Source organism: Mesorhizobium sp. M0815 (assembly GCF_040319995.1).
In the GTDB taxonomy this organism is placed as follows: domain Bacteria; phylum Pseudomonadota; class Alphaproteobacteria; order Rhizobiales; family Rhizobiaceae; genus Mesorhizobium.
In genome coordinates this window covers 33,473-54,322 of sequence record NZ_JAMYOU010000003.1, presented here as the reverse complement: position 1 = coordinate 54,322, position 20,850 = coordinate 33,473, and the positions used below count along the sequence as shown (strand labels likewise).

Annotated in this window: 20 protein-coding genes and 2 tRNA genes; 12 read left to right on the top strand and 10 right to left on the bottom strand. The window is 61.9% G+C overall.

The window, feature by feature from the left end; translation table 11 throughout:
• Positions 1–129: 129 nt before the first annotated feature.
• Complete coding sequence (locus NKI01_RS05280) at positions 130–1,233, top strand: NAD(P)/FAD-dependent oxidoreductase (RefSeq protein WP_352481203.1); 1,104 nt, start codon at positions 130–132, stop codon at positions 1,231–1,233.
• A gap of 4 nt (positions 1,234–1,237) precedes the next feature.
• On the opposite strand, the gene NKI01_RS05275 is transcribed toward NKI01_RS05280, so the two are convergent.
• Positions 1,238–1,828 carry a hypothetical protein gene (locus tag NKI01_RS05275; RefSeq protein ID WP_352909319.1) on the bottom strand — a complete coding sequence of 197 codons (591 nt, stop codon included), beginning with the start codon at positions 1,826–1,828 and terminating at the stop codon, positions 1,238–1,240.
• Between the two features lie 347 nt (positions 1,829–2,175).
• On the opposite strand from NKI01_RS05275, the gene NKI01_RS05270 reads away from it, so the two are divergent.
• The 4 genes from NKI01_RS05270 (at position 2,176) to NKI01_RS05255 (ending at position 7,544) form a co-directional block, all read left to right on the top strand.
• Positions 2,176–2,805, top strand: a complete 630-nt coding sequence (locus tag NKI01_RS05270; RefSeq protein WP_023674655.1) for an ATP-dependent Clp protease proteolytic subunit — start codon at positions 2,176–2,178, stop codon at positions 2,803–2,805.
• Between the two features lie 304 nt (positions 2,806–3,109).
• A complete protein-coding gene (clpX, locus tag NKI01_RS05265; RefSeq protein ID WP_006332719.1) occupies positions 3,110–4,384 on the top strand; it encodes an ATP-dependent Clp protease ATP-binding subunit ClpX in 1,275 nt (424 codons plus the stop codon).
• 280 nt (positions 4,385–4,664) lie between these two features.
• Positions 4,665–7,076, top strand: coding sequence for an endopeptidase La (gene lon / locus NKI01_RS05260; protein ID WP_023674656.1), 2,412 nt, complete (start codon positions 4,665–4,667; stop codon positions 7,074–7,076).
• A 195-nt stretch (positions 7,077–7,271) separates the two neighbouring features.
• Positions 7,272–7,544, top strand: a complete 273-nt coding sequence (locus tag NKI01_RS05255) for an HU family DNA-binding protein (protein WP_006201846.1) — start codon at positions 7,272–7,274, stop codon at positions 7,542–7,544.
• 86 nt (positions 7,545–7,630) lie between these two features.
• On the opposite strand, the gene NKI01_RS05250 is transcribed toward NKI01_RS05255, so the two are convergent.
• Positions 7,631–8,653 (bottom strand): aldo/keto reductase, encoded by a 1,023-nt coding sequence (locus tag NKI01_RS05250; RefSeq protein WP_352481200.1) that lies wholly within the window; start codon positions 8,651–8,653, stop codon positions 7,631–7,633.
• Positions 8,654–8,837: 184 nt separating this feature from the next.
• On the opposite strand from NKI01_RS05250, the gene NKI01_RS05245 reads away from it, so the two are divergent.
• Positions 8,838–9,404, top strand: a complete 567-nt coding sequence (locus NKI01_RS05245; RefSeq protein ID WP_023717330.1) for an SIS domain-containing protein — start codon at positions 8,838–8,840, stop codon at positions 9,402–9,404.
• A gap of 5 nt (positions 9,405–9,409) precedes the next feature.
• Positions 9,410–10,153, top strand: a complete 744-nt coding sequence (locus tag NKI01_RS05240; RefSeq protein WP_023717331.1) for a creatininase family protein — start codon at positions 9,410–9,412, stop codon at positions 10,151–10,153.
• A gap of 7 nt (positions 10,154–10,160) precedes the next feature.
• Here the strand turns inward: NKI01_RS05240 and NKI01_RS05235 are convergent, their stop codons facing one another.
• The 4 genes from NKI01_RS05235 to NKI01_RS05220 form a co-directional block, all read right to left on the bottom strand.
• A complete protein-coding gene (locus NKI01_RS05235) occupies positions 10,161–10,469 on the bottom strand; it encodes a hypothetical protein (RefSeq protein WP_023717332.1) in 309 nt (102 codons plus the stop codon).
• A gap of 3 nt (positions 10,470–10,472) precedes the next feature.
• Positions 10,473–11,390, bottom strand: coding sequence for a carbohydrate ABC transporter permease (locus NKI01_RS05230; protein WP_352456619.1), 918 nt, complete (start codon positions 11,388–11,390; stop codon positions 10,473–10,475).
• 13 nt (positions 11,391–11,403) lie between these two features.
• Positions 11,404–12,525 (bottom strand): carbohydrate ABC transporter permease, encoded by a 1,122-nt coding sequence (locus NKI01_RS05225; RefSeq protein ID WP_031193505.1) that lies wholly within the window; start codon positions 12,523–12,525, stop codon positions 11,404–11,406.
• Positions 12,526–12,653: 128 nt separating this feature from the next.
• Positions 12,654–14,318 (bottom strand): ABC transporter substrate-binding protein, encoded by a 1,665-nt coding sequence (locus tag NKI01_RS05220; RefSeq protein ID WP_023717335.1) that lies wholly within the window; start codon positions 14,316–14,318, stop codon positions 12,654–12,656.
• 293 nt (positions 14,319–14,611) lie between these two features.
• On the opposite strand from NKI01_RS05220, the gene NKI01_RS05215 reads away from it, so the two are divergent.
• Genes NKI01_RS05215 through rbsK form a run of 3 tightly spaced genes read left to right on the top strand, consistent with a single transcriptional unit; the run spans position 14,612 to position 17,100 of the window.
• On the top strand, positions 14,612–15,670 hold the full coding sequence (locus tag NKI01_RS05215; RefSeq protein ID WP_352640079.1) for an ABC transporter ATP-binding protein: 1,059 nt from the start codon (positions 14,612–14,614) through the stop codon (positions 15,668–15,670).
• Between the two features lie 31 nt (positions 15,671–15,701).
• On the top strand, positions 15,702–16,154 hold the full coding sequence (locus NKI01_RS05210) for an RbsD/FucU family protein (protein WP_023717337.1): 453 nt from the start codon (positions 15,702–15,704) through the stop codon (positions 16,152–16,154).
• A gap of 4 nt (positions 16,155–16,158) precedes the next feature.
• Positions 16,159–17,100, top strand: a complete 942-nt coding sequence (gene rbsK / locus NKI01_RS05205) for a ribokinase (protein WP_352962142.1) — start codon at positions 16,159–16,161, stop codon at positions 17,098–17,100.
• A gap of 235 nt (positions 17,101–17,335) precedes the next feature.
• On the opposite strand, the gene NKI01_RS05200 is transcribed toward rbsK, so the two are convergent.
• Positions 17,336–17,412: transfer RNA gene (locus NKI01_RS05200), tRNA-Asp, on the bottom strand.
• A gap of 217 nt (positions 17,413–17,629) precedes the next feature.
• On the opposite strand from NKI01_RS05200, the gene NKI01_RS05195 reads away from it, so the two are divergent.
• Both NKI01_RS05195 and NKI01_RS05190 read left to right on the top strand, forming a co-directional pair.
• Positions 17,630–17,705 (top strand) — tRNA-Val (locus NKI01_RS05195).
• A 198-nt stretch (positions 17,706–17,903) separates the two neighbouring features.
• Complete coding sequence (locus NKI01_RS05190; RefSeq protein ID WP_352791997.1) at positions 17,904–18,230, top strand: hypothetical protein; 327 nt, start codon at positions 17,904–17,906, stop codon at positions 18,228–18,230.
• Between the two features lie 200 nt (positions 18,231–18,430).
• Here NKI01_RS05190 and NKI01_RS05185 read toward each other — a convergent pair whose 3' ends face one another.
• From NKI01_RS05185 to NKI01_RS05175, 3 genes are read right to left on the bottom strand one after another with little or no spacing between them, the layout of a single operon-like run.
• The gene (locus NKI01_RS05185; RefSeq protein WP_352857709.1) at positions 18,431–19,087 is read right to left on the bottom strand and encodes a GNAT family N-acetyltransferase; all 657 of its coding nucleotides are present in this window, start codon (positions 19,085–19,087) and stop codon (positions 18,431–18,433) included.
• Positions 19,084–19,854 (bottom strand): SDR family oxidoreductase, encoded by a 771-nt coding sequence (locus tag NKI01_RS05180; protein WP_352857711.1) that lies wholly within the window; start codon positions 19,852–19,854, stop codon positions 19,084–19,086. The genes NKI01_RS05185 and NKI01_RS05180 overlap by 4 nt, the downstream gene beginning before the upstream one ends.
• On the bottom strand, positions 19,851–20,846 hold the full coding sequence (locus NKI01_RS05175) for an ABC transporter permease (protein WP_352857713.1): 996 nt from the start codon (positions 20,844–20,846) through the stop codon (positions 19,851–19,853). The genes NKI01_RS05180 and NKI01_RS05175 overlap by 4 nt, the downstream gene beginning before the upstream one ends.
• Between the last annotated feature and the right edge of the window lie 4 nt (positions 20,847–20,850).

Below are 20,850 nucleotides of genomic sequence, written 5' to 3'. Positions count from 1 at the left end.
AAAGTGTTGGAGCGTCCTTTGCGCGTCGAAGGACGCGCGGCGCTCCAAGGCTTGCCAGTCTGGTGCCAGACCGTATGTTGGCCCTCCCGTGAGGTGAGCCACCAAAGCGGTTGTGGAAGGACGGTTTTCATGAATGTGATCGTGGTCGGTGCAGGCATTGCCGGGCTTTCCACGGCGTGGTCGCTGGTCAAGGCCGGTCACCTCGTCTCGATCGTCGAGCAGGGACCGATCCCCAATCCGCTCGCCGCCTCCGGCGACCACCATCGCATCATTCGCCGCGCCTATCGGGCCAGGACGGGCTACGGCCGGCTGATCACCAACGCCTATGAAGCCTGGGACGAAATGTGGGCCGATCTCGGCGAAAGCCATCTCGATCCGCGCGGCTTCATCTGTATTTCGCGCGAGCCGGGAGATGAGGCCGAGGAATACCGCGAAGGCATGGAAGCCGGGAACTACCCGTTCGAATTGTTCGAACCGGACGCCGCGGTCGACCGCTGGCCGTTCCTAGAACCCGGTTCATTCCGCTATGCATATTTTTCACCGGACGGTGGCGCCTTGCACTGCCGCAAGATCGCCTCGGGCCTCACCAGATGGCTGCGCGCGAACGGCGCCAATGTCTACGAAAACAGCAAGGTGGTCGAGATCGACGCCGACGCCGGACATGTCGTGCTTGCGAGGGGCGAAACGATGCAGGCCGACCGGATCGTCGTCGCTGCCGGCGCCTGGGTGCTAAAACTGTTCCCGGAGCTGGATGGCGAGCTGAAAACCTGGCGCACCGCGCTCGCCTATGTCGAGCCGCCGGTGGACCTGAAGGCAGCCTGGCAGGCAGCACCGGTTGTGCTCGACGTCGGTGGCTCCGTCGACGGCTACGTGATCCCGCCCTCCGGCGGCGCCGGCATGAAGTTCGGCTCAGGCCTGCACCGAGTACCGACCAGCGATGCCGACTGGAACCGTCAACCGGTACCGGGCGAGGGTGAGGCGATCCGCAACCTGTTTTCGCCGCCGATTGCCCGTATCGCGGAGTACAAGGTCACCGAGGTGGTCACCTGCGCCTACACCTTCACCGCCGACCAGAAATTTCTGGCCCACCAAAAGGGCAGATGCCTGGTCGTCTCGGCCTGCTCCGGCCACGGCTACAAGTTCGGCGCGGCAGTTGGCAGAAGGGTTGCGGCCTGCGTCGGCAATGGCGATGTCGACGGCCTGAAGAAATGGCTCAGGGCCGAGGCGGCCTGAGCGCCTAGTATCGGCAATGCCTCGGAATATGCACGCGCCGCCAGCTGGATGAGCCCTCCCTGACCACCACGCGGCGCGCCACTGTCTGATAAGACGCTGGAATGTCGATGATGCGCCGTTGCTCCGGCCGCACCTGCACCTCTTCGGCGACGCTCTCGTATTCGGCGGGGAGGACAACGCGCCGCCGGCGTTCCGGCTCAACCACGACGATCTCGGCCACACGTTCATAGCGCGCCTTGTGCCTGACCTTGCACAGGACCTTGCGACCATTGATGATGCGCCATTCCCAGGAATAGCCGCCGTCGTCGACCCTCACGGACCGGTAGATGGTGCGGGTGATGGCGGGCGCGATCTCGTAGCTGACGCGCGCCGGCGCGATCTGCACTACGCGCTCGCGCGTCCCGTAGATTGGCGCCTCGTATTCCACCTGCTGGCCGGCCGGACTGACGAGCACGTCCTCATAGACCGTGTCGTAGACGGCCGGCCGGTTGACCTTCTCGTAGCATTCAACCGCGCGTCCGCTGGCAGCCGTTTCGGATGCCATGCCGAGTACGGCGAGGCCGGTAAGAGCCAAGGAAGCAGTTTTCCTGATCATCGCACTCCCCCTGTTTGAACTGCGTGAAGCGGGTTCAACGTTGGATTGTAGGGCAAGCCGCGGCTGGAAAAAGCGGTTTCACCGCTTTTCGTTAAGCGATGCGGTTAAGAAACTGCTAAACAACGGCCAAGCATGAGCGTCCCTTCCGGCGGCAGGAGAGGGCTGCCGGCACGGCGACGGGCGAAACTTGGTTTGGAAACCTTGATTCGACTTAACCGGATGGCTAGGAGAGGCGGCCTTGCGCTAGGGTGAGCCGGCATCCTATTTACACAATAACGATCCAGAACCGATTCTGCCCGATTGCAAATCTCCGGCGCCGGAATCCCATCCTCAAAAAGGGATAGTCCATGAAGAACCCCGTCGAAACCTACATGAACCTCGTTCCGATGGTGGTCGAACAGACCAATCGCGGCGAGCGGGCCTATGACATTTTCTCGCGGCTCCTCAAGGAGCGCATCATTTTCATCACCGGCCCGGTCGAGGACGGCATGGCGACGCTGGTCTGCGCGCAGCTGCTGTTCCTCGAGGCGGAGAATCCGAAGAAGGAAATCAACCTTTATATCAACTCGCCCGGCGGCGTCGTCACCTCCGGCATGGCGATCTACGACACCATGCAGTTCATCAAGCCCGCCGTGTCGACGCTCTGCATCGGCCAGGCCGCATCGATGGGATCGCTGCTCTTGACGGCGGGCCACAAGGACATGCGCTTTGCCACGCCGAACGCCCGCATCATGGTCCACCAGCCGTCCGGCGGCTTCCAGGGCCAGGCCTCCGACATCGAGCGCCATGCCCAGGACATCATCAAGCTGAAGCGCCGCCTCAACGAGGTTTACGTCAAGCACACCGGCAAGAGCTACGATGAGATTGAAAAAACGCTCGACCGTGACCATTTCATGACTGCCGACGAGGCCAGGGATTTCGGCCTTATCGACAAGGTCATTTCGTCACGTGAGCCGGTCGAAGGTATTGCCTTATAGGCACGCGGTGGCCCCGCGGTGGCAGTGAGTGGCGGGATCACACGCTTTTGGCGCAGCTTGCGGCATTTCGGCCACAATTGGCTGTTCCCTCGACGGGTGCAATTGCCTACGTTAAGGCTATGTTGATTTTCGACGGCTTAGCTTTGCGTGGGGTTGTTCGAATCATTGCCCCGTTTTCCGATTTGTGTTTCGTACGGAATGCGTTGCGGGAGCCGGGGCACTGGCGGCGGCGGATTCCCGCGATAGATTGAATATGCGCCCTTTCAACCAGACCATCGGCGGGCGGCCATGAAAGGACATGAAAATGAGCAAGGTCGGCAACAACAGCGGTGATTCCAAGAACACGCTTTATTGCTCGTTTTGCGGCAAAAGCCAGCACGAAGTGCGCAAGCTGATCGCCGGGCCGACGGTGTTCATCTGCGACGAATGCGTCGAGCTGTGCATGGACATCATCCGCGAGGAGAACAAGACCTCGATGGTGAAGTCGCGCGAGGGCGTGCCGACCCCGCAGGAAATCCTCAAGGTTCTCGACGACTACGTCATCGGCCAGCCCTACGCCAAGCGCGTGCTGTCGGTGGCCGTCCACAACCACTACAAGCGCCTCGCCCATGCCGGCAAGAACAACGACGTCGAGCTGGCGAAGTCGAACATCCTGCTGATCGGCCCGACCGGTTGCGGCAAGACGTTGCTGGCGCAGACGCTGGCCCGCATCATCGACGTTCCCTTCACCATGGCCGACGCGACGACGCTGACCGAGGCCGGCTATGTCGGCGAGGACGTCGAGAACATCATCCTGAAGCTGTTGCAGTCGGCCGACTACAATGTCGAGCGCGCCCAGCGCGGCATTGTCTATATCGACGAGATCGACAAGATCTCGCGCAAGTCGGACAACCCGTCGATCACCCGCGACGTCTCGGGCGAGGGCGTGCAGCAGGCACTTTTGAAGATCATGGAAGGCACCGTTGCCTCCGTGCCGCCGCAGGGCGGCAGGAAGCATCCGCAGCAGGAATTCCTGCAGGTCGACACCGCCAACATCCTGTTCATCTGCGGCGGCGCTTTTGCCGGCCTGGACAAGATCATCTCGGATCGCGGCAGGAAGACCTCGATCGGTTTCGGCGCCATCGTCGCTTCGCCCGAGGATCGCCGCACCGGCGATGTTTTCCGCCTGGTCGAGCCTGAGGATCTGTTGAAGTTCGGCCTCATTCCCGAGTTCGTAGGCCGTCTGCCTGTCTTGGCGACGCTGGAGGATCTCGACGAGCCGGCACTGATCCAGATCCTGACCGAACCGAAGAACGCGCTGGTCAAGCAGTATCAGCGGCTGTTCGAGATGGAGAATGTTGACCTGACCTTCCACGAGAACGCGCTGTCGGCGATCGCCAAGCGCGCCATCGAGCGCAAGACCGGCGCGCGCGGCCTGCGTTCGATCATGGAAGCGATTCTGCTCGACACCATGTTCGAGCTGCCGGCGCTCGAAGGCGTGCGCGAAGTGGTTATTTCGGAAGAGGTGGTGTCAGGCAACGCCAGGCCGCTCTACATCTATTCCGAGCAGAAGGAAAAGAAGGGCAACGTCAGCGCCTGACGTGAGCCGGCAATGGATTTTTCTGAAACGGCGCCGCGGGGCGCCGTTTTGCTGTCGCACACCGCGTACGGCGCCGCGTAATGGCTGCGGATTGGAGGGACGGACCGTGTTGACCCTTGATCTTTACCCGCCGTGCCTCCAACTAAAGGCAGAAGGCCGTGGTGCCGAATTCTGTGCTGTAAAACTCCCGTCACAAACGGTGGTAGGCGGAACGATCCCCGGTCGTTAATATGAGATTCGCGGTTGGCCGATTGGCGGCCGCGACATGAAAGGTTGGACAATGGCCAAATTATCCAAGGCTCCCAGCGACGGCGTCTTCGCAGTCCTCCCACTGCGCGACATCGTGGTGTTCCCGCACATGATCGTTCCGCTCTTCGTCGGGCGTGAAAAGTCGATCAAGGCGCTGGAAGAAGTGATGGGTCAGGAAAAGCAGATCCTGCTTGCGACCCAGATGAATGCCGCCGACGACGATCCGGAGCCCGATGCCATCTTTGACATCGGCACGCTCGCCAATGTGCTGCAATTGCTGAAACTGCCAGACGGCACCGTGAAGGTGCTGGTCGAAGGCGCCTCGCGCGCGAAAATCGTTGCGTTCACCGACCGTCCCGACTTCCATGAAGCCCGTGCTGCGGCGCTGGTCGAACCGGAGGAGGAAGAGGTCGAGGTCGAGGCGCTGGCCCGTTCCGTCGTCACCGACTTCGAGAACTACGTCAAGCTGAACAAGAAGATCTCGCCCGAAGTGGTGGGTGCCGCCAGCCAGATCGACGACTATTCCAAGCTCGCCGACACGGTCGCTTCGCATCTTGCCATCAAGATCCCCGAGAAGCAGGAGATGCTCGCCACGCTTTCCGTCAAGGAACGGCTGGAGAAGGCGATGGGCTTCATGGAAGCCGAAATCTCGGTGCTCCAGGTCGAGAAGCGCATCCGCTCGCGCGTCAAGCGCCAGATGGAGAAGACGCAGCGCGAATACTACCTCAACGAGCAGATGAAGGCGATCCAGAAGGAGCTCGGCGAAGGCGAGGACGGCCGCGACGAGGCCGCCGAGATCGAGGCGCGCATCAAGAAGACCAAGCTCTCCAAGGAGGCCCGCGAAAAGGCAGAAGCCGAACTGAAGAAGCTGCGGACGATGTCGCCGATGTCGGCTGAATCGACCGTCGTGCGCAACTATCTCGACTGGCTGCTGTCGATCCCGTGGGGCAGGAACTCCAAGGTCAAGCAGGATCTGGCCTTTGCCCAGAACGTGCTCGATACGGATCATTTCGGCCTCGACAAGGTCAAGGACCGCATCGTCGAATACCTCGCCGTGCAGAGCCGCCAGAAGAAGCTGAAGGGGCCGATCCTGTGCCTCGTCGGACCTCCCGGCGTCGGCAAGACCTCGCTCGGCAAGTCGATCGCCAAGGCGACCGGTCGTGAGTTCATCCGCATGGCGCTGGGCGGCGTGCGCGACGAGGCCGAGATCCGTGGTCACCGCCGCACCTATATCGGCTCGATGCCCGGCAAGGTCATCCAGTCGATGAAGAAGGCGAAGAAATCCAACCCGCTCTTCCTGCTCGACGAGATCGACAAGATGGGCCAGGATTTCCGCGGCGATCCGTCATCGGCTTTGCTCGAGGTGCTCGATCCCGAGCAGAACTCGACGTTCATGGACCATTACCTCGAGGTCGAATACGACCTGTCGAGCGTGATGTTCGTGACGACGGCGAACACGCTGAACATCCCTGCGCCCTTGATGGACCGCATGGAGATCATCCGTATCGCCGGTTACACCGAGGACGAGAAGATCGAAATCGCCAAGCGTCACCTGATGCCCAAGGTGATCCGCGACCACGCGTTGCAGCCGAAGGAGTTCTCCGTCGGCGAGGACGCGATCCGCGGCATCATCCAGACCTACACCCGTGAAGCGGGCGTCAGGAGCCTGGAGCGCGAGCTGATGAAGCTCGGGCGCAAGGCGGTGACCGAGATCCTGAAGACGAAGAAGAAGACGATCAACATCACGGCGGACAATCTTGCCGATTACCTTGGTGTTCCGCGCTTCCGCTTCGGCCAGGTCGAGAGCGACGATCAGGTCGGCGTGGTCACCGGGCTCGCCTGGACGGAAGTCGGCGGCGAGCTGTTGACGGTGGAAGGCGTCATGATGCCCGGCAAGGGCCGCATGACGGTGACCGGCAATCTGCGCGACGTGATGAAGGAATCGATCTCGGCGGCGGCGTCTTACGTCCGCTCGCGGGCCATCGATTTCGGCGTCGAGCCGCCGCTGTTCGACAAGCGCGATATCCACGTGCACGTGCCAGAAGGCGCAACGCCTAAGGACGGACCGTCGGCTGGCGTGGCGATGGCGACGGCGATCGTCTCGGTGTTGACCGGTATCCCGGTCAAGGCCGATGTGGCGATGACCGGCGAGATCACGCTGCGCGGCAGGGTGCTGCCGATCGGCGGCCTTAAGGAAAAGCTGCTTGCCGCACTGCGCGGCGGCATCAAGAAGGTGCTGATCCCGGAAGAGAACGCCAAGGATCTGGCGGAGATTCCGGAGAACGTGAAGAGCGGCATGGAGATCATTCCGGTCTCACGCGTTGGCGAAGTGTTGCGCCATGCGCTGGTGCGCATGCCGGAACCGATCCAGTGGGTCGAACCCGTCAATGCGCCGGCCGTGGTCGATGTCGGAGACGAGGCAGGTAAATCGCTGGCGCATTAGTTCTTGCTAAAGTTGCAATGCACAAGAGAGAGCCGGGCCTTGAGCCCGGCTTTTTCATGTGAAGAACCCCGGATTTCCGGGCTTTTTTCGACTTTCTTGGCGCTTTTCGACTTGGTTGGCGGAGCGCTTCTTTCTAAAGTCCGTTTCCTGCCGGATGAGTCGAGTGTTCCGGTTTTCTCATGGAAGGGAATTTTTATGAACAAGAACGAACTGGTGTCCGCTGTCGCCGATGCCGCGAGTATTTCGAAGGGTGACGCGCAGTCGGCGGTTGATGCGGTGTTTTCCGTCATCACCGGCGAACTGAAAAAGGGCGGCGATGTCCGGCTTGTCGGCTTCGGAAATTTCACCGTGTCAAAACGCGCCGCGTCGACCGGCCGCAATCCGCAGACCGGTGCGGAAGTGAAGATCCCGGCGCGCACCGTGCCGAAGTTCTCGGCCGGCAAGGGCCTCAAGGACGCGGTCAACTAAGCGCCTCCTTAAGTCTTTCAGAGAAAAGAAAAGCCGGCATATCCGGTTTTTCTTTTCTGTGCCCGCAGGTCGTTGGAAAGGCGGCGCTATGCCGTCGGCGCATCCGTGCGCATCAAGCCTTCTTTCTTGAGATCGGCCCACAGCGCCGATGGCAGTTTTGTGTCGAGCAGCGAGCGATTGCTTTCGACTTCGCCCGGCCGCTGGCCGCCCGGGACTACCGACACGACCGAAGGATGCAGCAGCGGAAACTGCAGCGCCGCCTCGATCAGGCGCACGCCGTGGCGCTTGCAGACGGCCTCGATGCGGGTGACGCGGTCCATGATATCCTGCGGCGCTTCCGAATAATTGTAGTAGGCGCCGGGCTTCGGCCCGGTTGCCAGAATGCCGGAATTGTACGGCCCGCCGAGAACGATGCCGATGCCGCGTTGCTGGCATAGAGGCAGGAAAGACTGCAGCGCCTCCTGCTCCAGCAGCGTATAGCGCCCGGCAAGCAGAAACAGGTCGAAATCGCCGCGCTCGGCCAGCGTCTGGGCAACCGGCCACTCATTGATGCCGCCGCCGAACGCCTTGATTACGCCCTGGTCGCGCAGTGCCAGCAATCCATAGTAGCCCGAGCTCATGAATTCCTGGATGCGCTGGTCCGAGGCTTCCTTGCTGCCATGAGTGAAGATGTCGACATCGTGCACGAAGAGGATGTCGATGCGGTCGACGCCGAGCCGTTCCAGCGAGGCTTCGAACGAGCGCATGACGCCGTCATAGCTGTAGTCGTAGACCTCGCGGCGCGACGGCGTGTCGAAGAACTTGCCGATGCCGGTGCGCTGTTCCGGCGGGCAGGCGCGCATGATGCGCCCGACCTTGCTCGACAGCACGTAGTCGTCGCGCCTCTTCGAACGCAGGAACGGATTAAGCCGCGTTTCTGCGAGGCCGAGCCCATAGAGCGGTGCTGTGTCGTAGTAGCGGCAGCCGACCCGCCATGCCGCCTCCAGCGTGGCATTGGCATCCTCATCGGACACGGCGCGATAGAGATTGCCGAGCGGCGCGGTGCCGAAGCCGAGCTCGGTGAAGTTGATGCCGCCATTGCCGATGCGGTCGAAATGCCGTGTCTTCATATGCTGTCGTTTCCTCATTTACGATTTGCCGTGACACTATCACGGCTGTAGCGCATCAAAAGCACTGCGTGCCGTTGGACACCAATTTTCGCGGTGATAGCATGAATGAAAACAAGCTGTTCGGGGCAAATGTGACTGAGATGTTCATGTGGTTCTCCGGTACCTGCAAGCTGGTGCAAATGTCATGACGGACGACGGCGAAAACCTGTTTGGGATTGCGCTGAGCGAGCTTGGCACCGTGCTGGAGCGTATCAACGAAAGCCGCATTGACGCGGCTTGCGCCATCTTGGCCGGCGCGAAAAAGATCGTCACCTATGGCTGCGGCCGCGAGGCGCTGCAGGTCCAGGGTTTTGCCATGCGGCTCTACCATCTCGGTCTGCCGGTGTCGGTCGTCGGCGACATGACCACGCCGCCGCTGGGCGCGGGCGATGTCTTCCTCGCCAGCTCCGGCCCGGGCGAGACATCGACGGTGCTGACCTTGATGCGGGTCGCGCGCGAGGCCGGTGCCGTCGTCCTGCTGCTCACCGCGCAAGCCGACAGCACTGCCGCGAAGCTGGCCGACTTCACGCTGCTTATCCCGGCTCAGACCATGGCCGACGACCAGGGTCCGGAAAAGACATCCGTCCTGCCGATGGGCTCGGTGTTCGAAGGCGCGCTGTTCGTCCTCTTCGAAGTGATGGTGCTGAAGCTCAGGGATCTGACCGGCGTCTCGCCGGAAGCGATGCGCGCCCGCCACACCAATATGGAGTAGGTGTCATGCGCTACGAACTGATGCTGCCGCACCAGATCCGCAAGGCGATCGCCGAGAACCGGCCGGTCGTGTTGCCGCTCGGTGTGCTCGAATATCACGGCGAGCACATGGCCGTCGGCATGGACACGCTGGCCGTGGTCAAGAGCCTGGAACTGTTCGAAACGGAGGCCGAAATCGTCATTCTGCCGCCCTTCTATTACGGCGCGGCAAGCTATGCCGTTGCGGCGCCGGAAGGCAGCGGCTCGGTGCAGGTCGGCGGCAATGTGCTGGCGCCATTTGCGGAAGAATTGTTCTACAGCTTGCTGCGCATTGGCTTCCGCAACATCCACGCCATCATTCACCACCAAACCGAGAATTTTGCTGCCGGCATGCCAACCGATCTCGCCTTCAAGGCCGCCGGCCGACAAGCGATCTTCCGCTTCCTGGAGAAAGAACGCGGCGAAGGCTGGTGGGGCTCTGCGGCGATGGCTGACTATTATGCCGAGCACGCCGAGGGCAGCAATTTCTTCAACTGGGTACAGGTGCATCCGCTGATGCCGGCTTCAATGCACAGCCAGTACCCGTTCGACCATGCCGGCACCGGCGAGACGTCACTGATGCTGGCGCTGTGCCCGGAAGCGGTGGATGCCGGCCGCTTCGCCGACAACACCGGCTGGTACACGGCAAGTGCGCCCGAAGCCTCGGCGGAACTGGGGCAAAAAGGGGTTGCCATGATCCTCGATCATTTGCGGGCAACACTTTTGGGTTAGGTGCTGTCTAGATCCCGGACGACCGGGCTCTTAGCCTTTCCGCCTGATAGTCGGCCATGGTCTTTTCGGGATCGACCTTGGTCGCCGCAGCCCAGATGAACGTGCCGGCGCCGCAGATAGCCAGCAGGACGTAAATCACGATGCCGAGTGCCATCAGGTTCGCGTAGAGGCCGAGAAGCAGCATGATCAAGCCGCCGGCAATCATCGCCATCACAAAACCGGCGACTACGGCCCGGCCTTCCCAACTGATCGGCATCACGCCTTTGGCGTAGCCGCTGCCGCGCCTGTTGCGTGCGAACCAGTATTTGTTGGCCATCGCCTATTTCACCGCGCCCGCCGTCATGCCCATGATCAGGTAACGCTCGAGCGCAATGCCGATGACGGCGAGCGGTGTGATGGCCGCGGTGGCAAGCGCTGCCATCGACCACCAGTTGATGCCTTGTGAGCCGGTCTGGCTCGCCACCATGACAGGAATGGTCTTGGCATCGGTCGAGGTCAAAAGCGCGGCGAAGAAATACTCGTTCCAGCACAGCACCATCGCCAGGATGAAGGCCGCGACCATGCCCGGCAGCGCGATCGGCATGACGATGCGCAAGAAGGCACCCCAGATCGACAGGCCATCGACGAGTGCTGCCTCCTCCAGCTCGACAGGGATCGAATTGAACTGGTCGCGCATGATCCAGATGACGATCGGCAGTACCATCAGCGTGTAGAGCAGGATCAGCCCGACGCGCGTGTCGAGCAGGCCGACTTCCCGGTAGAGCACGAGGAAGGGCAGGGCCAATACCACCGGCGGCAGGATCAACTGCGACAGGAAGAAGAAGGAAATGTCCTCGTTCCTGAACCAGGCGAACTTGTAACGATAGCGGGTCAGCCCATAGGCGGCGAGGCTGCCGATGACGATGGCGAGGGTCGACGCGCCGACCGAAGTGATGACCGAATTCATGAAGCGCTTGATGAATTCGTCGCGCACCGTCGACGTCCGAAAGATCGAGTCCGGCGACAGGCCAAGCGAACGCCAGCCCTTCCAGTCGGGTTTGAAATCGACGAACGGGATCAGATGGCCCTGGGTGACGTCGACCGCGGTCTTGAACGAGGTGGTTATCGTCCAATAGATTGGGAACAGGCAGATGAAGGCCCAGAAGATGAGGGCACCGTAGATGAAGACGCGGTTGGCGAAGAACGCCGCCGGCGAGCGGATTTCGGAGGCGGCAAAGTCGGTGGTTTGAACGCTCATCTTGCCGGCCCGATCAGTTGACGTTGCGCACGAAGCGGCTGGCGAATTTCAGTAGCCAGGTCACAAACACGATGATGATGATCAAATAGGCCATCGCCAGCATCGTGCCGTAGCCGACATTCGAACGGTCGCGATATTCGCGGTAGATGAAGCTCGACACCGAATCAGTCGCGCCGCCCGGGCCGCCGGAGGTAACGGTGATGATGATATCGGCGAGCTTCAGCTTGAAGATGATGCGCAGGATGACCGCCGTCACCGAGACCGGCAGCATCAGCGGGAAGGTGACCTGCCAGAAGGTCTGCCAGGCGGTGGCGCCATCGACACGCGCTGCCTCGAGCACCTCGCGCGACATCGCCTGCAGGCCGGCAAGCAGCATGATCATCATGAACGGGATGAACGTCCAGGCATCGAGCACCATGATCGAGATGCGGGCGGTGATCGGATTGGAGAAGAAGGCCGGGTTTTCCCAGCCGAGATGCCGCGCCAGCGTTGCGGCCGGCCCGAAGCGGTATTCCATCAGCGACTTGCCGATCATCCACGACACAGCCACCGGCGACAGCATCAGGGGCATGAGAAAGACGACGCGGAAGAATTTTCGCGCCCGGATCTGCGCGTTGAGCAGCAGCGCCAGGCCAAAGGCGATGACATATTCGACGAACACGGCCAGCACGTAGAGCACCATGTTGAACAGGGCGTTGCGATAATAGGCGTCGTTCAGCATCTGCCAGAAATTGTCGAGCCCGTTGAACTGCCGGCCGCTGAAGGAACTGAGGTTCCAGTCGGTCAGCGCGATGTAGAAGCCGAACAATGTCGGGAAGATCACCATGGCAATGGTGAACAGCAGCGCCGGCAGCAGGAACAACGCGCGCTGGCCATCCTCGCCGCGCGTCAGCACCTGGCCGATGCCGAGCGCGACACCCCACAGCACATAGGCGTAGACCACCGGCCGCCACGTCTCGAAGCCGATAGTGTCGACATCGCTCTTGTAAAGGATTTGCAGCGCAATCACCGCCAGAAGGCCTAGCGTTGCAGCAGCCATCAGCGCCCAGCCAAGCCGTTTGCGGCTCCGCGGTATCAGGTCGGATGGCACGGCGCCTGCCGGCCATTCACTTGTCGACAGAGTCTGGTCAGCCAGGGTCCGGTCAGCCACGCGTCTTGCCCGTTCACAGGAGGCTCGATGACCGGCCGAGCCGGTCGAGGCCAAGTCGGTCAAGGGGAGGTCCGGCGGCTGTACGCCGCCGGACCAAGTTTCACTATCTCAACCTACATGCCGAGTGAGGCCTTGTAGAGCTTGATCTGGTTGTCGCGGCCGATCTGGTCGGTCAGCTTCTCCCAGGCGGCTGCGATGGCGTCGGCGCCTTCCTGCGCCTTCATCTTGCCGGCAAAGGTGTTGGCCAAAATGTCCTCGGCGGCGCTGTAATACTGGAAGATGCCGGGGATACGCGGCTCGATCGCCGCGTTCGGATGGTTGTAGCTGTCGGCTTCCGACTTCAGATACGAGGTGATGAACGCCTCGTCGTAGCCCGCCGCCACCCATTCCGGAATGTTGAAATGCGAGTTGCGATAGGGCTGGAAACCCGACGGATAGGCCGCGCACCAGAGCGACAGGTCCTTGCCGCCGAGATGGGCGGCGGCAGACCAGGCCGCCTTCTTCTTCTTTTCGTCGCCGTCGACGCGGGCCATGACATAGACGCCCCAGCCGAGATAGGCGCAGTTCGGCGCATGGTTCGGCCCGCTGGCGAGCTTGTCCCACTGGCCGGTCTTGGAGTTGTAGACATCGTCCGAGCCCGGCAGGATCGAGAAGCCGGTGATGTCGCCGACGACCGAGGAATCGTTGGTCTTGACGTTCGAACCGACGTCGCCCCACCAGGTGACCATCGAACCGGTGCCTGCCAGGAATTGCTGGAAGGCGGTGGTATTCGGGTCGGCGTTGATCTGGTCGGCAGGTTCGGAGGGCAGGGCATCGATGACGTCCTGGATCGCCCGCACCCATGCCGGATTGTTGACGCGCGGCTTCATCGTGTCGGCATCGAACAGCCATGCCTTGTCATCGGGATGCTTGGCGTAGGCGCTGGCGCGGCTGCCGAGGAAATAGAAGCCGAAACCGCCCCAGGGCTTGGGCGCATCGAGGTAGCCAAAGACATCCTGGCCGTTCACCTGCTTGCCCTTGAGGAATTTCGTCACCGCCTGCACCTGCTGCCAGGTCTTCGGCACGCCCCATTCGCCTTCTCCGCCGCCGTCCTTCCAGGCCTTGGCGAGGTCGGCATCGGCGAACACGTCGGTGCGGTAGTTGAAGTTATGCGCGTCGCCGTCAACGGTGACGCGATATTGCTTGCCGTCCCAGGTGCCGACCGGCGGCTGCAGATAGGCCACGACGTCCTTCATGTCGATCTGGTCCTTGACCCAGTCCGGCATCTCGGAGGTGAGACCCTTGCCGCAGACGTCGCCTTCGAACGGTGCTCCCATTTCGATGATGTCGAAATCGACGGTGCCGGTCGCAATCGACTGCTGCAGGCGGGCGTTGTAGTCAGCCTGCGCCAGGTCGATCCAGTTGATCTTGGCGCCGGTATAGGTCTCCCACGGCTTCAGGAAGCCGCGAAACAGCACATTGTGCAGGTTCTGATTGTTGAGGCCCATGAAGGTGAGTTCGACACCGGCGAATTCGCCTTCCTTGACATTGGCCTTGGTGGCGCCCAGGCAAAGCTCGCCGACCTGCTGGAAATCGGCATCGGTCGGCTGACCCTTGCCGACGCCCGGGATCTGCAGGATCTGCGCGCGCAGGTCATCGGCGGCCGCAGCCGGGCGCGTCAGGGCACCAAGTCCGGCGCTTGAGGCCGCGGCGAGGGCGGCCATGCTGGCCGCTCCCTTCAGCACGTCGCGGCGGGTGGCCCCGGCGCGGACAAGTTGGTTATAAAGGCTGACTTTCATCTCGTTCCTCCCAGAAGATCAATCGTGAATTGGTTCAGATGGTGGAGCGCCGATTATGTTCCCCAACGACAGCGACTCCCGTAAATAGCGGCCCGAATTCTCCCTCCCGCGACGCCTCGCATTGAGTGCCGGACAAGCGTACCGGTGCGCCCGGAACAGGGTCATAAGCCGGGCACTGTCACTATTCGCACAACGAAGTGCGGTGTCAACGTGAATGGGTTTTTTATCTATAAGAGACCGACTTGCCCTCGCCGTTTGCGTTGTTTAGCTTCACGGCAACTGAAGGGGGAATGATGGCTCAAGTCGCGATCCGCAATGTGGCCAAGGCGTTCGGAACCGTCAAGGTTCTGCACGATGTCAGCGTCGACATCGCCGACGGACAGTTCGTGGTGCTGGTCGGGCCTTCCGGCTGCGGCAAGTCCACGCTGCTGAGGATGGTGGCCGGGCTGGAAACGGTTTCCGGCGGCACCATCGCCATCGGCGAGCGCGTCGTCAACCATTTGCCGCCGGCCAAGCGCGACATCGCCATGGTGTTCCAGAACTACGCGCTCTATCCGCACAAGACGGTCGAGCAGAACATGGCCTTTGCTCTCAAGCTGCGCAAAACTGATCCGGCGGTGGTCACTGAGCGGGTCAAGCGCGCCGCCGACATCCTCGACCTCAACCCCTACCTCAAGCGCTATCCGCGCCAGCTCTCGGGCGGCCAGCGCCAGCGCGTCGCCATGGGTCGCGCCATCGTGCGCAACCCGCAGGTGTTCCTGTTCGACGAGCCGCTCTCCAATCTCGATGCCAAGCTGCGTGTCCAGATGCGCACCGAGATCAAGGAACTGCACCAACGACTGAAGACCACCACCATCTACGTCACCCACGACCAGATCGAGGCCATGACCATGGCCGACAAGATCGTGGTGATGCGCGACGGTCGCATCGAACAGGTCGGCGCGCCGCTGGAATTGTTCGACCGGCCGGCCAATCTGTTTGTCGCCGGCTTCATCGGCTCGCCCTCGATGAACCTGCTCAAGGGCGTCGTGCGCAAGGGCGACAAGCCCGTCGTCGAGATCGCCGGGACGCCGTTCCCGATCGCATCGAGCAATACCGTGGAAGATGGCCGCAATGTCGTCTACGGCGTGCGGCCCGAGCATCTCGAAATCCATCCAGATGGTGTCCCAGCGAAGATTTCGGTGGTCGAGCCGACCGGTTCCGAGACTCTCGTGTTCCTGCGCTTCGGCGAGGGCGAGATGGTGGCGCTGTTCCGTGAACGCCACGAGTTCAAGCCGGGCGACACACTGCACCTGAAACCGCGGCTCGACCAGGTGCATCTCTTCGACGCAGAGACCGGCAAGCGGCTCTGATTTCGCCCCAGCAAACCTCGCGAGGAATACCATGCTCAAAGGAATCAATCCGCTGCTCAATGCCGATGTGCTGCAGGCGCTGCGGGCGATGGGTCACGGTGACGATCTGATCATCGCCGACACCAATTTCCCGTCCGATTCGGTGGCGCGGCAGACTGTGCTTGGCAAGCTGCTGCGCATCGACGCATCGGCAGCGGAGGTCGTCAAGGCGGTGCTGTCGCTTTATCCGCTGGACACCTTCGTCGACGATGCCGCCGCGCGCATGGAGATCGTCGGCAAGCCGGACGAGATTCCCGCCGTGCAGCAGGACGTGCAAAAAGAGATCGATGCCGCCGAGGGCAAGGCCTGGCCGATGATCTCGGTCGAGCGCTATGCCTTCTACGAACGCGCCAAGAAGGCCTATTGCGTCATCCAGACCGGCGAGCGCCGCTTCTATGGCTGCTTCGCATTCCGCAAGGGCGTCGTGCCGCCGGATGCGGAGTAGCGACATGCCGGGCAGACCGATCGTTATGAAGCCTGTTGTCATATTGGGCGTCTTCGTCGCCGACACGGCCTACCGCGCCGCCCGCCAGCCGCGCATCGGCGAGACGATCCTGGGCACGTCCTTCACGCTCGGCCCCGGCGGCAAGGGCTCGAACCAGGCGGTGGCGGCCGGCCGGCTCGGCGCCGACGTCACCTTTCTGACCCGCCTCGGCGTCGATCCCTTTGCCGAGATGGCGAGACAGACCTGGAACGCGGCCGGCGTGAAGAGCGCTGTCATCGACACACCGGAAAGCTACACCGGTGCCGCCTATATCTTCATCGAGGAGACGAGCGGCAACAACGCCATTATCGTCAGTCCCGGCGCGGCCATGCTGATTTCGCCCGCCGATATCGAGGCAAATGCCGAACTGATCCGCGCGGCCGGGGTCTTCGTCACCCAGCTCGAACAGCCGATCGAGGCGGCGATGCGGGCGCTGGAGATCGCGCGTGGGGCAGGGGTGACCACCATCCTCAACCCGGCGCCGGCGGCAAAGCTTCCAGACCGCATCTATACGCTTTGCGACTATGTCACGCCGAACGAAACCGAGGCCGAGGAACTGACCGGCATCAAGGGGTCCTCGATCGACGATGCCCGCCGTGCCGCCGACAGCCTGCTCGAGAAGGGCGTTGGCACGGTCATCGTGACGCTCGGCGAAAAGGGTGCGCTGCTGCACACGGCCGATCGTTCCGAGCATGTCGCAGCGGTCGCCGCCGGCCCGGTGGTCGAGACCACAGGCGCTGGCGACGCCTTCAACGGCGGCCTGGCTGCCGCGCTGTCGAGGGGGATCGAACCTCTGGAAGCGGTGCGCTTCGCCTGCGCCGTCGCCGGCATCTCGGTGACGCGCCCGGGCACCGCGCCGTCCATGCCGACGCTGCAGGAAGTCGAGGCGCTGCTCGCCGAGGGGTGAAGCCCGGCACTGCGGGATGAGACTGTAAGCGGGAGCGAATGGGTTAGACCCGACTCTTGTCCGAGAAGCTATTGTCTTCTGGCTCGACCACAAACAGGCGGGCAGGTCGATGGATGAGGATCAATGCCAGAATTCGAAAGGAATGGACCTAGACTGGGTCACGAAGAAGATGATTTTTGACAAATCAACGTCGACATTTCTCCGACATCAAGGGGACGTGACCCCAAAGGAGAAATGGCGCGAGTGACGGGGCTCGAACCCGCGACCTCCGGCGTGACAGGCCGGCACTCTAACCAACTGAGCTACACCCGCGCATGGACGAGCACGTGTCAGCCGTGTTCGTCGTTGGGGCGGTGGATAAGGGGTAACCCACCGGGTGTCAAGCGGACCCGGACAGCATAACAGCAAACAGGAGAAGGTTTTTTGACAAGCCGAACTTTGTTGCCGAAACCGGCTCCCGGCCAAGCCACTCGCCGCTCATTTGGCCTTGCGAAGCCGGCCCTAACTGCTTAAAGGTCCGGCCCGGGGCGGGCGATTAGCTCAGTTGGTAGAGCGCTTCGTTTACACCGAAGATGTCGGCGGTTCGAGCCCGTCATCGCCCACCATTTTCCTCGATGTGTTCAGTTTGGGCTACACCGCTCAAGCTGATCGCCCAGGTGAGACGCGTCCGACCACTGTGCTACTCGGACTTTGGTCTGATTCAAACTGTCTTTCCGCAGGGACTTAAGTCTGATCTGCTTGCCTCTCATGAGGGAAACGATTGCCGAAAGCTACAACTTGCAGTATCTCAATTGCGTATGGGCATGGGCGGGAGCGAAAATATTCCTGGATGGCTTGCGAGTCATCTTCCGGACGATCCCGTGATCGCAGGAGATCTCGCGGATAAGATATCGAAGGAAGCTGAAAAAAACCGGCTTCCAGGCGAACGGGTTGTGAAGACAACCCGTAACGAAGAAGACACCTTCAAGAAAGAACAAGTCGAAGCTTATCCCGACGCCGCGGTTGCAGGAGTCTTTGCCAGCGGTTCATTCCTCGCCCTGTTGGTATTAGCCATTTATCTGCTTTATGTGCTCTCGATTGTGGCCGGGGGAACGGTCGCGGATGTTCCCTTGCCGCCCATACTGAACTAGTAGACGCTCCGCCAACACTCGGATTAGCCCCGCACCGTGTTGATGCTGGTGACTTTCGTGTCTGCGGTGGAGCACGCGACGAAGGTTTCGTTCCCGCGGCAAAGGTGTTCACGCGGGCAACTGGCTGCTGCAGAACGGCAGCATTGTACTTCCATAGGCCTCCCGGTTCTTTGCAACTTGGGCGATTGGCTTGTCGCAGATCAGCCTGCAATCGCCGGAGCGTGAGCAATCCGTTTCGCCACATAAACACAACGCTTTGATGAATCAGCGTCCTGCACCACCTCAAATCCAATCGCCTTGTAGAACCTTAGCGCACCATCGTTCTCCGGCATGACTTCGAGGTGGATGCCGGTCGAGCCGCTCGCGGCAAGCCCCTGCTCGAGGAAGGCCATCGCGCGCCGGCCGATGCCTTTCCCGCGCGCTTGCGGCAACAGGTCGATGTGGCCATGCGACGGATAGGCGGTCAGCGCAGGCGGAACAGCGAAATCGGGATGATGGACCCGATGCCGCGCCCAGTCGCTGCCGCGCCAGCGCGAGCTGTCGGGTCCGGGGTCTGCCACGCGCCGCTGAAGGTCGGGATACCAGTCTGATGCCAGGCTGGCATTGAAAGCGCCCGTATCGGCCGCGCCAAGCAGGTAGCCGGCCGCACCTGCGGGACTATCGATAATGAAGGCCAGCTCGGGTTCGAGCACCTGGTAGGGAATGGTGTAGAGGAGGCCGAGCAGGTCCGGGTCGTCCTCGCGGCCGCTGGCGTCCTTGCCGGCATCGCCGGTCTTGAGACAGATCATCGCAAGCGCTGCATGATCGGCGGTGGTCGCCCGGCGCAGGAAGAAACCGCCGCCGAAATCGAGGATCATGGCGGCAGCAGCCGGAAATCCTTGCCCTCGGGCAAAAGCTGCCCGCCGTCGACGATGATGGTCGTGCCCGTGATGTAGCTGGCGTCGTCGGAGGCCAGGAACAGGAAGGCATTGGCCACATCGCGAGGGCTGCCGAGACGGCCGAGCGGGATGGCGTCTTCCATGTTCTTGATGAAGGCCGCACCGCGATGCCGCTCTATGCCTTCGGTGAGGATGTTGCCGGGCTCGACGCCGTTGACTGTAATGCCGTAGCCCGAGAATTCGAGCGCAGCCGAACGGATCAGCCCATTGATGCCGGCCTTGGTCGCCGAATAATGGCCATGACCGGGGCTGGTGACATGCGGGCCGGTGATCGAGGAGGTGAACAGCATGCGGCCAAAATGCTGTGCCTTCATCGGCACCAGTGCGGCGCGAGCAGCGATGAAGCTGCCGCGCAAGTTCACCGCCATGACCCGGTCCCAATCGTCGGGACTGGTGTTTTCCAGCAATTGCCAGGGATAGATTCCGGCATTCTGCACCATGATGTCGAGCCGGTCGTGACGGTCGAGCGCCAGTGCAACAGCGGCCTGCGCATCGGCCATCTGCGAGATGTCGGTGCGTATGAAGGCGGCACCGAGCTCGTCCGCAGTCGCTTGCCCGGCCTCGGCCTCGGTGTCGGCGAGCACAAGCTTCGCGCCCTCTTCGGCAAAACGCTGCGCGATGCCCTTGCCGATGCCACGTGCGCTGCCGACGATCAGCGCGACTTTGTCTTCCAGACGGCCGGTCATGCCAGCCTCTGGCGTATCGTCTGCTTGAAAGCGTCGAGCAGCACGGCGGCAAGCACCAGCAGGCCGTGGATCACGAGGGTGAAATTGGCCGGCAAGCCCATCAGGTTGATCGCCGTGTTGATGGCCGACAGCAAAAGCACACCGGCATAGACGCCGGGCAGGGTGCCGACACCGCCTTTCAGGCTGACGCCGCCGATAACGACGGCGGCAAAGGCGTTGAACAAGAATCCCGCACCGAGATTGGCACTGGCGCCGGAGGTGCGGATCGCCAGCAGCCAGCCGGCGAGGCCGGCAATGGCGCCGGCAAGAATGAAGGCGATGACCAGGTTGCGGTTCACACGGATGCCGGCGCGGAAGGTCGCCGTCTCATTGCCGCCGATCATGATCAGGTGGCGGCCGAACGGCGTCTTTGCCATGACCAGCGAAGAGATAACGAAACAGGCAATCGCTATCCAGGCGGTCAGCGGCAGGCCGATCAAGCGCTGAATGGCGAACCAGCGGATTGCCGGCGCCAGGTCCTGTGCCGAGCGGCCACCGGAAATTACCAGCACCAGGCCGCGTACCCAGATGTAGGAGGCCAGCGTGATGATGAAGGCGCTCATCTTCACCCTGACCACCAGATAGCCGTTGAAAGCGCCGATGAGGCCGCCGACGGCAAGCGCGATGAGCAGCGAAACCGGAACCATCAGCCATTGCGGCTGCAACTGGATGCCAAGGCCGATGCCCGACGAGCAGAACAGGATGCCGACCGCCATGGCGCTGAGCGCCGCCACCGATTCGACCGACAGGTCCATATGGCCGGCGATGATGACCAGCGCCAAGCCGATCGACATGACGCCGAGCACGCTCGAGGCCTCGATGATGTTGGCGAAGATGCCGAGCTGAAAATAGTTCGGGATGAGGATGGAAAAGACCACCAGCACGAAGACCAGCATGAACCAGACAAGATTGTCGAGGATGAACTCGAGGGTTTGGCGCGTGCGAGGGTTCATCTGC